Origin of the sequence: Ancylobacter amanitiformis, from assembly GCF_030814815.1 — a bacterium.
Lineage (GTDB): Bacteria > Pseudomonadota > Alphaproteobacteria > Rhizobiales > Xanthobacteraceae > Ancylobacter > Ancylobacter amanitiformis.
Genome location: NZ_JAUSVR010000011.1, coordinates 47,394 through 62,080 on the forward strand (window position 1 = coordinate 47,394; position 14,687 = coordinate 62,080).

Annotated in this window: 10 protein-coding genes and 1 riboswitch; of the genes, 5 read left to right on the forward strand and 5 right to left on the reverse strand. The window is 68.2% G+C overall.

Going from position 1 to position 14,687, the window contains the following annotated elements:
- Positions 1 to 98: 98 nt before the first annotated feature.
- Positions 99 to 2,519, forward strand: a complete 2,421-nt coding sequence (locus QOZ99_RS15775; protein ID WP_306890957.1) for a GcvT family protein — start codon at positions 99 to 101, stop codon at positions 2,517 to 2,519.
- Positions 2,520 to 2,585: 66 nt separating this feature from the next.
- Here QOZ99_RS15775 and QOZ99_RS15780 read toward each other — a convergent pair whose 3' ends face one another.
- On the reverse strand, positions 2,586 to 2,999 hold the full coding sequence (locus QOZ99_RS15780; protein ID WP_306890958.1) for a VOC family protein: 414 nt from the start codon (positions 2,997 to 2,999) through the stop codon (positions 2,586 to 2,588).
- Positions 3,000 to 3,088: 89 nt separating this feature from the next.
- Here QOZ99_RS15780 and QOZ99_RS15785 point away from each other — a divergent pair, with 89 nt between their 5' ends.
- A complete protein-coding gene (locus QOZ99_RS15785) occupies positions 3,089 to 3,967 on the forward strand; it encodes a LysR substrate-binding domain-containing protein (protein WP_306890959.1) in 879 nt (292 codons plus the stop codon).
- Here QOZ99_RS15785 and QOZ99_RS15790 read toward each other — a convergent pair.
- From QOZ99_RS15790 to QOZ99_RS15805, 4 genes are all read right to left on the reverse strand, one after another.
- Positions 3,936 to 5,288 (reverse strand): dihydroorotase, encoded by a 1,353-nt coding sequence (locus QOZ99_RS15790; protein WP_306890960.1) that lies wholly within the window; start codon positions 5,286 to 5,288, stop codon positions 3,936 to 3,938. The genes QOZ99_RS15785 and QOZ99_RS15790 overlap by 32 nt on opposite strands.
- Before the next feature lie 10 nt (positions 5,289 to 5,298).
- On the reverse strand, positions 5,299 to 6,231 hold the full coding sequence (locus QOZ99_RS15795; protein ID WP_306890961.1) for a polysaccharide deacetylase family protein: 933 nt from the start codon (positions 6,229 to 6,231) through the stop codon (positions 5,299 to 5,301).
- A gap of 63 nt (positions 6,232 to 6,294) precedes the next feature.
- Positions 6,295 to 7,500, reverse strand: a complete 1,206-nt coding sequence (locus tag QOZ99_RS15800; protein WP_306890962.1) for an MFS transporter — start codon at positions 7,498 to 7,500, stop codon at positions 6,295 to 6,297.
- A gap of 215 nt (positions 7,501 to 7,715) precedes the next feature.
- Entirely contained in the window at positions 7,716 to 8,714 is a 999-nt protein-coding gene (locus QOZ99_RS15805; protein WP_306890963.1) for a GlxA family transcriptional regulator, read from the reverse strand.
- Positions 8,715 to 9,029: 315 nt separating this feature from the next.
- A riboswitch (cobalamin riboswitch) is annotated at positions 9,030 to 9,260 on the forward strand.
- Positions 9,261 to 9,367: 107 nt separating this feature from the next.
- Here QOZ99_RS15805 and QOZ99_RS15810 point away from each other — a divergent pair.
- From QOZ99_RS15810 to QOZ99_RS15820, 3 genes are all read left to right on the forward strand, one after another.
- Positions 9,368 to 12,262 carry a ribonucleoside-diphosphate reductase subunit alpha gene (locus QOZ99_RS15810; RefSeq protein WP_306890964.1) on the forward strand — a complete coding sequence of 965 codons (2,895 nt, stop codon included), beginning with the start codon at positions 9,368 to 9,370 and terminating at the stop codon, positions 12,260 to 12,262.
- 23 nt (positions 12,263 to 12,285) lie between these two features.
- Complete coding sequence (locus tag QOZ99_RS15815) at positions 12,286 to 13,416, forward strand: ribonucleotide-diphosphate reductase subunit beta (RefSeq protein ID WP_306891035.1); 1,131 nt, start codon at positions 12,286 to 12,288, stop codon at positions 13,414 to 13,416.
- 372 nt (positions 13,417 to 13,788) lie between these two features.
- Positions 13,789 to 14,271, forward strand: coding sequence for a hypothetical protein (locus tag QOZ99_RS15820; protein ID WP_306890965.1), 483 nt, complete (start codon positions 13,789 to 13,791; stop codon positions 14,269 to 14,271).
- Positions 14,272 to 14,687 lie beyond the last annotated feature (416 nt).

Consider the following 14,687-nt stretch of genomic DNA (forward strand, 5'->3'; position numbering starts at 1 on the left):
GACCGAACGCAAGCCGGGCGCGCCCGCGCGCGTCGCACCGGATGACACCACGCCGGCACCGCCCGGTGCGACTCTCGATCCAACAAGGACGTTCCTCCATGCGCACTCATGCACAGGCTGTGGTGATCGGCGGCGGTCTGGTCGGCTGCTCGATCCTCTACCATCTCGCCAAGCTCGGCTGGACCGATTCCGTCCTGCTGGAGCGCAGCGAACTGACCTCCGGGTCGACCTGGCATGCCGCGGCCAATATTCACGGCCTGCACGATTCCACCAATATCAGCCGGCTGCAGCACTACACGATGAAGCTCTACCGGGAGCTGGAGATCGAGACCGAGCAGAGCTGCGGCATCTTCCAGCCCGGCTCGCTCTATCTCGCCCAGACCGAGGCGCGCGAGCACCAGCTGCGCCTGCAGGCGGCCAAGGCCCGGCGTTACGGCATGAATTTCCACGAGGTCAGCCGCGACGAGGCCGAGCGGCTGCATCCGCTGGTCGATTTCGACGGCATTCGCTGCATCATGTTCGAGCCCGAGGGTGGCAATGTCGATCCCTCCGGCGTCACCCATGCCTATGCCAAGGGCGCGCGGCAGATGGGGGCGGAGATCCACCGTTTCACCCCCGTCATCGGCACCGAGCCGCAGGCCGATGGCGGCTGGATCGTGCGCACCGAAAAGGGTGACATCCGCGCGCAATGGGTGATCAACGCCGCCGGCCTGTGGGCGCGCGAGGTGGCCGCGATGGCGGGGCTCGAACTGCCGCTGATCCCGACCGAGCACCAGTATTTCGTCACCGAAACGATCCCCGAAATCGCCGGCCTCGGCCGTCGCCTGCCCTCGGTCGCCGATCGCGACGGCGAATATTATCTGCGCCAGGAGGGCCTCGGCCTGCTGGTCGGCGCCTATGAGCGCGACATGCGCTTCTGGGCGGAGAACGGCACGCCGTTGAATTTCGGCCACGAACTGTTCCCCGACGATCTCGGCCGCATCGAGCCCAACATGATGCGCGCCATCGACCGGGTGCCCGCCGTCGGCGCGGTCGGCATCCGCCGCGTGATCAACGGCCCGATGATCTGGTCGCCGGACAGCGCCGCCCTGTTCGGGCCGGTGCCCGAGCTGAGCAACTATTTCTGCTGCAACGGCATCATCCCCGGCTTCTCGCAATCGGGCGGCCTCGGCCGGCTCGCCGCCGAATGGATGGTGGAGGGCGAGCCCTCGATGGACATGTTCGGCTGGGACCTGTCGCGCTTTGGTGCCTGGGCCGGCAAGGCCTTCACCAAGGCGCGGGTGGAAGACCAGTACAGCCACCGCTTCAAGATCCATTTTCCCAATGAGGAACGCGCCGCCGGGCGCCCCGTCCGCACCCGGCCCGCCTATGCGATGCAGCAGGCGCTCGGCGCCGTGTTCGGCCTCAATTATGGCTGGGAGCACCCGCTCTGGTTCGCGGCCGAGGGCGAGGCGCGGGAGGAGACGACGGGCTTCGAACGGCAGAACTGGTGGGAGCCGGCGGGGCGCGAGGCCCGCATGCTGCGCGAGAGCGCCGGCATCATCGATATCTCCAACTTCGCCCGCTACGCGGTGACGGGCCCGGGCGCGCAAGCCTGGCTCGACGCGGTGTTCGCCAACCGCATGCCGCGCGCGCCCGGCCGCTCCTGCCTGACGCCGCTGATCGGCAAGCGCGGCGGCATTGCTGGCGACTTCACCGTGACCTGCATCGGGCAGGACGATTATCTCGTCATCGGCTCGGGCATGGCCGAGCGTTACCACCAGCGCTTCTTCAAGGCCGTTCCACTGCCGGAGGGCACCTCTTTCCGCTCCATCACCGAGACGATGAGCGGTTTCAGCGTGGCCGGCCCGCGCTCGCGCGAATGGCTGCAGCGCCTGACCAACCAGGACCTGTCCAGCGAGGCCTTTCCCTTCGCGCAATCGCGCCGGATGAAGGTGGCCGGGGTCGATGTCACCGCGCTGCGGGTCTCCTTCACGGGGGATCTCGGCTGGGAACTGCATTGCGCCGAGGCCGACCAGACGACGCTCTACGGCGCGCTGCTGGATGCCGGGCGGGAACTGGGGGCCGGCCCGGTTGGCGGGCGGGCGCTGGCCTCGCTGCGCATCGAGAAGGGATATGGCAGCTGGGGCCGCGAATATTCGCCGGAATACTGGCCGCAGGAGGCCGGGCTCGACCGGCTGGTCAAGCTCGACAAGGGCGACTTCCTCAACCGCGATGCCTATCTCGCCATCGCCGACAAGCCGGCGCGCTCGCGCCTTGTCATGCTGAAGGTGGAGGCCGCGGGCACCGACGCCACCGGGGGCGAGCCGATCTTCCTCGCCGACGGCACGCCGGTCGGCCATGTCAGTTCCGGTGCCTATGGCTATTCGGTCGGCATGTCGCTGGCGCTCGGCTATGTGGAGGCGGGCCGCGCGGCGCCGGGCGATCGGCTCACCGTCGCCATTCTCGGGCGCGATCACGCGGCGGTGCTGCTCGACGCGCCGCCCTTCGACGCGGCCGGCGCGCGGCTGCGCGCCTGACCGGGCCGGCGGAAATTCCCGGCCCGGCGGCATGGAGTCGCGGGGCCGGGCCGGGGACGCGGCGCCCTAATGGGCGAAGACGCTGTCGAAATCCTTGAAGCCCTTGACCTCGATCGGGTTTCCGCTCGGGTCGAAGAAGAACATGGTGCGCTGCTCGCCCGGCTCGCCTTCGAAGCGGATCACCGGGGGGATGTCGAAGGCGATGCCGCCTGCCTGAAGCCGCTCGGCCAGCGCGAGCCAGCCCTCCAGCGGCAGCACGACGCCCAGATGCGGCATCATCACCATATGGTCGCCGACCTTGCCGGTGCGCGTCACCGCGAAAGGCTCGCCCAGATGCAGCGAGATCTGGTGGCCGAAAAAGTCGAAATCGACCCAGGTCTGCGTGCTGCGGCCTTCGGTGCAGCCGAGCACGCCGCCATAGAAGGCGCGCGCCTCATCCAGATCGGTGACGTGATAGGCGAGGTGGAACAGCGATTTCATGGGGCCTCCTGCACGCGTTCACCCCATGCTAAAGCATGCCACCTCAAGAAAAACCGCCGTCCATCTGGGTCTGAGCACAGGAAAAACCATTGGATACGCGCTTTCTCCGCAGCCTGATCGCCGTGGTGGAAACCGGCTCCATCGCCGGCGCGGCGCGGCGGGAGAAGCTGACCGCCGCCGCCCTGAGCCAGCGCATCCAGGCGCTGGAGCGCGAACTGGACTGCACGCTGCTGGCCCGCGGCGCCCATACCGTGCGGCCCACCGAGGCATGTCTCGCCCTGCTGCCGCGCGCCCGCGGGATCCTGCGCGAAAGCGAAGCGCTGAGGGCCGACGTCGCGGGGGAGGAGCCGACCGGCGAATTGCGCATCGGCGCCATCTCCACCGCGCTTACCGGCCTGCTGCCGGCCACCATCCGCGATGCGGCGGCGCGGGCGCCGCGGCTCCGGCTGCGGCTGGTGCCGGGGTCATCCTCCGCCCTGCTGGAGAGCCTGATCGCCGGCGATCTCGACATGGCGATCCTGGTCGAGCCACCCTTCGCCCTGCCCAAGACGCTGGCCAGCACGCGGATCCGCAGCGAGCCGCTGGTCTACATGACGCGGGACGAACTGCCGCCGGAGGCCATCGCGCGCCACGCCTCGGCCCATCCCTTCATCCGCTACGAGCCGTCGAGCTTCGGCGGCCGGCTGGTGGCGCGCTACATGGCCGATATGGGGATCGCGCCGCCCGTCCTGTGCGATCTCGATGCGCTGGAGGCCATCGCACTGCTGGTGGCCGAAGGGCTGGGCAACGCGCTGGTGCCGGCCTGGGCCGGGCTGCCGGGGGAGGGCGTGACGCTTCTCGCCCCGCCTTCCGGCACGGCCTATGCCCGGCACATCGTGGTGATCGAGCCGAGCCTGTCCGGCCGGCGCCGCGCCGCCGATTTCATCCGCGCCTCGCTCACGCGGGCCGCCCGTCCCGCCGGGGCGTGACCACCCGGCCGAGAGCCGGGCCGAGCGGCACGCCATCCTGCGCGATCCGCCGTCCGGCCAGCCACACGCTCTCGACATGATAGGGCACGCGCACGCCGTCGAACGGCGTCGCCGCCGCCTTGCTGAGCTGGTCGCCCGAACGGATCGTGCTCGCCCGCGCGGGATCGACCGCCACCATGTCGGCGTCGAAGCCCTCGGCGATCTGGCCCTTGCGCGTGCCGAGGCCGAAGCGGGCGGCCGGGTTGGCGGCGCAGAGCCGGGCGATATCGGGCAGGGCGAGCACGCCGGTCGCGGCGAGATGCAGCATCATCGGCAGCAGGGTCTGCACGCCCGGCATGCCGCCGGGAATGTCGCCGAAGCGCGGGTAGTGCGCCGCCTTCTCGGCCGGGCTGTGCGGGGCATGGTCGGTGGCGACCATGTCGATCGTGCCATCGCGCACCGCCGCCCGCAGGGCCTCGACATCGGCCGGCTGGCGGAACGGGGGCGAGGCCTTGATGGCCGCACCGAGACGGACATAATCCTGCGCGGTGAACAGCAGGTTCTGCACCGTCGTCTCCGCACTCACGTCGGCGAGCGGCTTCATTGCCCGGAGCGTGGCGAGGCCGAGCGCGGAATTGACCTGCCGGATGTGCACGCGCGCACCGGTGGCGGCCGCCGCGGTGATTGCCCGCGCGACGCCCATCGCCTCGGCGGCCGGCGGACGGCTGGCGCCGAACGCCTCGATCGACGCCCCGCCGAGCCTCTCCGCGGCGTCGAGCACCGACTGGTCCCCCGGCGAGATGCCCGCGACGACGCCGGCCGGACCGATCCGGGCGAGCGCGGCGATGAGGCTCGCCAGCGTGTCGTGCAGGAACAGCGCCGGCACATCGGCGGTGAACAGCTCGATGGAGACGGCGCCCGACCCGGCCAGCTCCGAAGGATCCGTGCCCTCGCGGGCGAGCGTCGTCTGAAAGCCGAGATCGACATGGGCGCGCGCCCGCGCCAGCGCCGTCTTCTGTTCGAGGTGCTCGGGCGCCTGCGTCCATGGCTCGTCGGTCGGCATGACCAGCAGCGTCGTCACGCCGCCCGCTGCCGCCGCGCGCGTGCCGGAGGCGATGTCTTCCTTGTGCGTCAGGCCGGGCTCGCGCAGGTGCACATGCGCGTCGACGAGGCCGGGAAACAGCAGCCGCCCCGCGAGGTCGACGACATGGCCCGCCGCGATCGGCGTGCCCGGCGGCAGCAGGGCGACGATCCGCCCGTGCGCGACGGCGACATCCGCCGCCGCGACCCGGTCGGCATGCACGACCCGCGCGCCGGCCAGCAGGAGATCGACGCGCGTCATCGGGCCGGGCTCATGTTGCCGGCCCGTCCGCGTGATGATCGAGCCAGAAGGAGGCGATGTCGGCGCGCCGCAGGAAGGCGACGTCGCCGCGTGTCCGCACGTGCCGGATGACATCGCGCAGGCCCGAGGCGCGGTTCGGCTGCCCCGTCCAGCGCGCATGCACGGCAATGGTCATCATCCGCCCGCCGATCTCCTCGGCTTCGTCGGCGAGATAGTCGATGGCGCAGCAGCAGTCGCGCGCGAAATCGCCCGGGTTGGAATAGCCCGGCGCGATGAGATAGCGGCTGTCGTTGAACGTCTTGGAATAGGGCACCACCAGCAGGCGGTTGCCCCGAACGTCGACGAAATAGGGCAGTTCGTCGTTGCAGGGGTCTGAATCATAGAGAAAGCCGCCCTCCTCGACGAGGAGATCACGCGTATGGATGCTCGGCCGCGAGCGGCAGTTCCAGCCGAGCGGGCGTGCGCCGAGCACGCGCGTGTACAGCGCGATGGCCTCCTGCAACTGCCGGCGCTCTTCCTCGCGCGGCAGCGTCCAGTATTCGGTCCAGCGCAGCCCGTGGCCGAGCACGTCATGCCCGCGCTGCCGGATCCAGCCGACCAGTCCGGGGTTCATCTCCAGCGCCACCGCGGTGCCGGAGACGGTGATGGGCACATCATAACGGTCGAACAGCCGCGTCAGCCGCCACACGCCCGCGCGGGAACCGAACTCGAAATGCGTCTCGGTGCCGAGGTCGCGGCCGCTGTCGATGGAGGGCAGGCCATATTCGCCCCAGCTGTCATTGACGCCGTCCGTGGCGAAGTCGATTTCCGAGCCTTCCTCGTAGACCAGCACGAGATTGATCGCGACCTTGGCGCCGCCCGGCCAGCGCACCTTGGGCGCGAAGCGTCCATAGCCGGCATAGTCGCGCGGCGGGCCGCCGGTTCTGCCATCGTTCACGCTCATGCGTCGGTCTCCCAAAGGGGCGCTATCGCGTCCATAGGTCGGTGAAAGGCGTCGCATGGCCGTTCATCGGGCCGTTCTCCGCCGGGAGCGCGCGAATTCCGCCACGCCGCCCACGCCGACGACAAGCGAGATGGCGCCGAGGAACAGGAACAGCGCCGCCGGCTCGATGCGGGCCATCAATTCGTTGGACAGGGGCGGGGCGATGACCGCGCCGATCGAATAGACGAATAGCAGCCGGCCGGAAACCGCCACCACGAAGCGCCGCTCGACCGTCGCGCCGGCATAGGCGATGGCGACGGGATAGATGCACAGCGTCGTCGCGCCATAGACGAATAGCAGGACGAACAGCAGCGGCGTCGACAGATGGCCGAACAGCGCCGTCGCCAGGCAGCACAGCGCGGCGATGAGGCCCGCGCCGGCGAGGATCAGCGGCCGGTCGATCCGGTCGGAAAGCCAGCCCACGGGAAACTGCGCGATGAAGCCGCCGAGGCTGAACACGATCACCAGCGCGGCGGCGGTGCCGGCGGGATGGCCGGTATGCGTGGCGTAGATGGGCGCCAGCACACCGAAATTCATGTTCGTCATACCGGTCTGCAGCACGGCGAGCACCACGATGAGCGGGGTGATGCGCAGCAGCCGGCCGAAGGAGACGACCTCGTCGGTGGCCGGCTCGGCGCGGGAGGGATCATAGCCCGCCGGCCGCATGCGCCCGTCCACCGCGAAGGGCAGGGCGGCCGCCAGGCAGATCAACGCGGCGAGCAGGATCAGGCCGGCGCCGGTCGGGTCGCCGAGATTGATCATGGACTGGCCCGCGACAAGGCCGAGCGTGCTCATGATCATGTAGAAGGCGATGAGCGAGCCCCGGTTGCGCGGCCCGGAATCGAGGTTGATCCAGCTTTCCGCGACGGTGAAGATCACCGCCATGGCGAAGCCGTTGACGATGCGCAGCCCGGTCCAGACCCACACTTCCGACGAGGCGAGGAACAGCATCGTCGCAAGGCCGGTCAGCGCCGCCATCAGCTGGAAGGCCCGGCCATGGCCGATGCGGGCGATTAGCGGCCGCGCCAAGGCACAGCCCAGCAGGAAGCCGAGGGGATAGCCGGTGATGACGCTTCGTATCGCCCCCACGCTGGCCTTGGCGAGGGAGAGTTCCAGCGCCGTGCGGGTGGTCAGCAGGCCGCTGCCGGCCGTGACGATGGCGATGGCGAGCACGAGCGGGAGGATGGCCCGTATCGGGCCGAAATCTGCGGACGCGAGACGCCTCGACATGGAGAATGCCGGCTTTCACAAGCGGAAATGGACAGGCTGGCGGCCATCTCGGCCCTCTTTCACCGGCATCGTCCGCGGAGCGGGCAGCGTGGCTCGGGGTGCCGATCTGTGCGGGCAATTAAGACGAATCGCACCCGTGCCGATATGCTGTAACGCGACATCCAACATTCCTGACGCGACATGCGCGCAAGCGCATCGCCGGCCCGGCGCGGCGGCTACAGGCCGGCACCGCGCCGGGCCTGCGCCGGGGTGCTGCCGAACTGGCGCCGGTACATCCGGCCGAACGGGCCCAGGGTCTCGTAGCCGCAGTTCCGCGCGATCTCGGGCAGGCCCAGCGTGCTCTGGGTGATGAGTGCGCGCGCCCGCTCCATGCGCAGCCGGAGATAGAAGCCGGACGGCGTGTCCTTGAGATGGGTGCCGAACAGCCTTTCGAGCTGGCGGCGCGAGAGCGCGACGCGCCCGGCCAGCGTCGCGAGGTCGAGCGGCGCGTCGATATGCTCCTCCATCAGGCGGATCACCTCGCACAGCTTGGCGTGGGTGATGCCGAACTTGGCCTGCGGGCGCATGCGCTGCGCCTCGTCGTTGAGGCGGATCCGCGAGTGGTTGAGCTGTTCGGAAATGGCGGCGGCCAGCGGGCGGCCATGCGCCGCCTCGACGATGTAGAGCATCATGTCCAGCGTGACCGTGCCGCCGGACGAGGTGATGAACGGCCCGTCGACGCTGAAAATGTCGCGCGTCAGCAGGCAGCGGGGAAAGGCGTCCTGGAATTCCGCCGCCGCCTCCCAATGGACCGCGCAGCGCCGGCCGTCCAGCATCCCCGCGCGGGCGAGCAGATAGGCGCCGGTGCTGATCGCCCCGAGGCGGCAGGCCTGCCGCCGGAGCCGGCGAAACCAGCTGAACAGCCGGCGGCTGTAATGGGCCGTCGTGTCCAGACCGGCGCAGACGATGACGAGGTGACAGGGCGGGGCGGTGTCGATCGAGCCATCCGCCGCCACGTCGACCGCCGCGCTGCTGCGCACCGGTCCACCGTCGGCGGAGATCAGCACCCAGCGATAGAGCGCGCGCCCGCTCAGGCGGTTCGCCTGCCGCAGCGGATCGATCGCCGCCGAGAAGGAAAGAAGCGGAAAGCCGGGAACCAGATAGAAGCCGATCACCACCGGCTCGGCGCCGCCGCCGAGAGCCCAGCCATCCGCGGCGGCGGCCGTTCCGGTCATTCCGCCGCTCCGGAAATCGGTTGGCGGGCGCGGGGGCACGCGCCGCGCCGGTGAACCAAGGGTGTCGGCAGGAAATGTCGCATGCGCGCTCGGCACGGAGTTCAGCGGGAGTTCGGCACGCCGCGGGGGAGGGCGCGCGCCGCGATTATGGCGCGATGCCGGGGTTCCTCCCAACGGAATCCGCCACTCGCGCGCCGCATGTTGCCAAGGAGCAAGCGGGAGCGCGCCCTCGTGGCGCGCCGGGCGCGTCTGACCCCATTCTTGGTCTCGATCGAAGATGAGACCCAACCCATTGACATGAACTGAGGTCGCACATCTATATCTAGGGGTCACGGTCTCTCGAATCCATGGGGTTCGCGAGCTAAGAGGGAATTCGGTGCGCCATCGGTCCTGCGTCTGGGGACCAGGCAAAACCGGAGCTGCCCCCGCAACTGTAAGCGGCGAGCCGACGTCCATTCCGCGTCACTGAACCCGCAACGGTTCGGGAAGGCCGGACGGAGGCATTGACCCGCGAGCCAGGAGACCTGCCGCGACAGCATGTAACGTCCCTGGGCGGGGTGTCCCGGTGGTGCGCTGGCACTTCCGCGGCTCGTCCGCCGGATTCCCATCGCGTCCGCTCGGCCTTTGCCCCCCAACATCTGGGGTTCAAGCCGATGTCTCTTTCGACCGAAAATCACGCGGGCCTCTCCGCGCCCGTTCCCGCCGCCCTGGCGGCAAAGCCCGCTGCCGAGCCGGGCTATCAGGTCATTCGCCGCAATGGCGCGGTGACGCCGTTCGACGGTTCCAAGATCGCGGTGGCGCTGACCAAGGCGTTCCTCGCGGTGGAAGGCAACAGCGCCGCCGCCTCGCGCCGGGTCCACGACATCGTCGCCGGCCTCGCCGAGCAGATCGTCGCCGGCCTCACGCGCCGGGCCGATTTCGGGCGCAGCTTCCACATCGAGGATATTCAGGATCAGGTCGAGCTGGCGCTGATGCGCGGCGAACATCACAAGGTTGCCCGCGCCTATGTGCTCTATCGCGAGAAGCGGGCGCAGGAGCGGGCCGAAGCCTCCATCGCCGCGCAGGCCCCCGAGGCGCCCGCGCTGCGCATGAAGCTTGCCGACGGCTCGCTGGCCGTGCTGGATGGCGCCCGGCTGGCGGCGCTCATTGCCGAATCCTGCGCCGCGCTGGAGGGCGTCTGCGCCGACGCCGTGCGGATCGAGACCAACCGCAACCTCTATGACGGCATTCGCCAGGACGAACTGGCGCTGGCCCCCATCCTCGCCGCCCGCACCCTGATCGAGACCGAGCCGAACTACGCCAAGGTGAGCGCCCGGCTGCTGCTCGACAAGCTGCGCCGCGAGGCTCTGAGCTTCACGACCGGCCGGCCCGATCAGGCGACGCAGGGCGAGATGCCGGCCCGCTATGCCGACTATTTCCGCGCCTATGTCGCGACCGGCATCGCCCATGAGCGGATCGACCCCGAGCTTGGCCGCTTCGACCTCGCGCGCCTCGCCGCTGCGCTGCTGCCCGAGCGCGACCTGCAATTCGACTATCTCGGCCTGCAGACGCTGTATGATCGCTATTTCCTGCATGTGCGCGGCATACGTTTCGAGCTGCCGCAGGCCTTCTTCATGCGCGTCGCCATGGGGCTCGCGATGCGCGAGATCGACCGCGAGGCCAGGGCGATCGAATTTTACGACCTGCTGTCGTCCTTCGATTTCATGGCCTCGACGCCAACCCTGTTCAATGCCGGCACGCCGCGCCCGCAGCTTTCCTCCTGCTTCCTCACCACCGTTCCGGACGATCTCGACGGCATCTTCACGTCGATCAAGGACAATGCCCTTCTGGCCAAATATTCCGGCGGGCTCGGCAATGACTGGACACAGGTGCGCGGCCTCGGCGCTCACATCAAGGGCACCAATGGCGAGAGCCAGGGCATCGTGCCATTCCTGAAAGTCGCCAATGACACCGCCATCGCGGTCAACCAGGGCGGCAAGCGCAAGGGCGCGGTCTGCGCCTATCTCGAGACATGGCACATCGACATCGAGGAGTTCCTCGACCTGCGCAAGAACACCGGCGACGACCGCCGCCGCACCCATGACATGAACACCGCCAACTGGGTGCCGGACCTGTTCATGCAGCGCCTCGCCGACGACGCGCAATGGACGCTGTTCTCACCGGACGAGACGCCGGACCTGCACGATCTCGTCGGCCCCACCTTCAAGGCGGCCTATGAGGCCCATGAGGCGCGCGCCGCGCGCGGCGAGCTGAAGGTGTTCAAGCAGGTGCGCGCGGCCGATCTCTGGCGGCGCATGCTCACCCTGCTGTTCGAGACCGGCCACCCCTGGATCACCTTCAAGGATCCCTGCAACATCCGCTCGCCGCAGGGCCATGTCGGCGTGGTTCACTCGTCGAATCTGTGCACCGAGATCACCCTCAACACGTCCAATGACGAGGTCGCGGTGTGCAATCTCGGCTCGGTCAACCTGTTGGCGCATGTCACGCGCCAGGGGCTGGATCACGCCCGCCTGCAACGCACCGTGACCACCGCGATGCGGATGCTCGACAACGTCATCGACATCAATTTCTACACCATTCCCGAAGCGCGCCGCTCGAATCTGCGCCACCGACCCGTCGGGCTCGGCATCATGGGCTTCCAGGACGCGCTGCAGGCGCTGCGCATCCCCTATGGCTCGCCGGCGGCCGTGCGTTTCGCCGATGAGAGCATGGAGGCAGTGAGCTTCCACGCGATTTCCGCCTCCTGCGACCTTGCGGCCGAGCGCGGGCGTTACCCGTCCTTCGAAGGCTCGCTATGGTCGAAGGGCACCCTGCCGATCGACAGCATCGAATTGCTGAGCGAGGCGCGCGGCGGGCTGGATGTGGACCGCTCCTCGACGCTCGATTGGGAGAGCCTGCGGGCCCGCGTGGTCCGCTTCGGCATGCGCAACTCCAACACGATGGCGATCGCGCCGACCGCGACGATCTCCAATATCTGCGGCGTGTCGCAGTCGATCGAGCCGGTCTACCAGAACCTGTTCGCCAAATCGAACATGTCGGGCGATTTCACGGTGGTGAACGCCGCGCTGGTGCGCGACCTGAAGCAGCGGGGCCTGTGGGACGAGGTGATGGTGTCGGACCTCAAATATTTCGACGGCAGCCTCGCGTCGATCGATCGCGTGCCGGACGATCTCAAGGCGCTCTACGCCACGGCCTTCGAGATCGACAGCGCGTGGCTGATCGAGGCGGCAGCGCGCCGGCAGAAATGGATCGACCAGTCGCAGTCGCTCAATCTCTACATCGCCAACCCCTCGGGCAGGAAGTTGGACGAGCTTTACCGGCTGGCGTGGAAGCGCGGGCTCAAGACCACCTATTACCTGCGCTCGCGTTCGGCCACCCATGTCGAGAAATCGACGTTGAAGGGCACGGACGGCAAGCTCAACGCCGTCTCCTCCGGCCCTGTTGCGCCCATTGCCGCGCCCATTGCCGCGCCGATCCTGGTGAACCCGGAGGCGTCCTGGGGGCAGGCCTGCTCGATCAACGATCCCGACTGCGAAGCCTGCCAGTGAGCGGCGAGAAGGAAACCCTGATGATGCTCGACTGGTCCGACCTCGACAGCCCCCCGGCCCGCCCGCTTTCCCCCGCGCCCGCCGGCTACGCCCCGCCGGCGGATGCCGGCGGTCTCGGCGAGATCGACCGCTCCGGCGCGCGGGTCTCGGTGGACGACAAGCGGATGATCAACGCGCGAGCCGACGTGAACCAGCTTCTGCCGCTCAAATACAAATGGGCGTGGGAGAAGTACCTGTCCGGCTGCAACAATCACTGGATGCCGACCGAAGTGTCGATGCAGGCCGACATCGCGCTTTGGAAATCGCGCGATGGCCTGACCGAGGACGAGCGCCGCGCCATCAAGCGCAATCTCGGCTTCTTCGCCGCGTCGGAAAGCCTTGTCGCCAACAATATCGTGCTGGCGATCTATCGCCACCTCACCAATCCGGAATGCCGGCAATACCTCTTGCGACAGGCCTTCGAGGAAGCGGTGCATACCCACACCTTCCAGTACATCGTGGAAAGCCTCGGGCTGGATGAGGGCGAACTGTTCAACATGTACCGCGAGGTGCCCTCCATCACCGACAAGGCGGCGTGGGCGCTGAAGCATACCCGGCATCTCGACGACGCGGAATTCGCGACCGGCACGCCGGAGGCCGACCAGGCCTTCCTGCGCGATCTCGTGGCCTTCTATGTCGTGTTCGAGGGCATGTGGTTCTACACCGGCTTCGCCCAGATCCTGTCGCTCGGCCGACGCAACAAGATGGTCGGAATTGCCGAGCAATATCAATATATTCTGCGCGATGAGAGCATCCACCTGAATTTCGGCATCGACGTGATCAACCAGATCAGGATCGAGAATCCGCATTTGTGGACGCCCGCCTTCCAGGACGAGGTGCGCGCCATGCTGAAGGACGCGGCCGATCTGGAAGCCGCCTATGGCCGCGACACCATGCCGAACGGGTTCCTCGGGCTGAACGCGGCCTTGTGCGAACAATATATGCACTTCATCGCGAACAGGCGCTGCGCCCAGATCGGGCTGGCGCCGGTCTTCGCGGAAACCCCCAACCCGTTCCCGTGGATGAGCGAGACCATGGACCTCAAGAAGGAAAAGAACTTCTTCGAGACCCGCGTCATCGAATACCAGAATGGCGGCGCGCTGGCCTGGGACTGAGCGCCCTGCCGTCCTTCTCAAGCTGGCATGGGTTCGCGCGCCGGAGGGAGGGCCCGGTGGTCTTGCCGCCGCCGGCAGGGGCCACCGGCGACGGCGCCGCCGAGAAACCCCGAGGGTCCGAAAGGTGGGAACGATGCCCAGCGCCGCAAGGCCGCCGGGTCCATCGAGAACATTCGGGCCACGATCGTCGGCCGCCGTGCCGTCGCCATCACCGATATCGAATAGCTGAACCACAGCCCGGCAAAGGCGCGGCTCTCCAGCGGCGAGACCATTTTCATGAATCGGGCCTGTCACATGAAACGGTCTGTCACATGAAACGGCCTGTACTTGCCGCGAGCAAGCCGGGCTGGCGCCCCAGCTGTCGCGGATGACGTGCCGCAGAACCCGCACGCCGAATTTCAGCGCCTCCACCGGCACGCGCTCGTCGACGGCGTGGAAAAGCCCGCAATAACCGAAATCTGCCGGCAGCTTCATGGGCACGAAGCCGTGGCCGTTGATGCCGATCTTCGACAGCCGCTTGCCGTCCGTACCACCCGGACGCAGATAGGCCACGACACGACCCTCGGCGTCGCGCAGCGACGCATGGATGGTCGAGGCGAAAAAGCCGAGTTCCGCCGATGGCTCATCGAACGTTTCATCGAGGAAACGGGTGCCCGGGAAATCTTCGAACCTCGCCAGCATGGCATCGAGTTGGGCGTGTGGTGGATCGGGAACGCGTGGGTGCCGATACGCTCGACCATCGCCGCCAGCCGGGCGATCGCGTTGTCGTCATTCACCAGCGCGCCATGGCCGGCGGTACCCTTCGCCGTCAGCTTGACGCGGGCGTCGCCCTTCTCGGCGGCGGCGAGCGGATAGGCCCGCTTGCCGTTCGGCCGCGTGATCGAGAAGCCGCCGTCTCCGCTGATGGCCACGGTGGCACCCGTTAAAAGCTGGCGCTCATGCTGGGTGAGCCAGGCGGAGCCATAGACGCTGCCATTCTCCTCGTCGGAGAACCTGTCAGTCGGTCGCCACTTTTCTGGCTCGGCCGCTGTGCCGGAGATGGTGGGACCGAACGGCGCTCCATGCGCGCCGAAGGCTCGGAATGCCAGCGTCGGCTCTCATTGGCGAGCGTGACGAACGCGGCCCGAAATCGGTGCTTGATCGTGGGTGCGACAAGCGGGCCTCGCAGATCGGCCACCACATCCCGTTCGGCGCGTCTGGTTGCGATCGCGTAACGGAAGGCCAACAACAAGGCCAACAAATTCGCGGGATGGGGCGGCTCTGGCTGATTC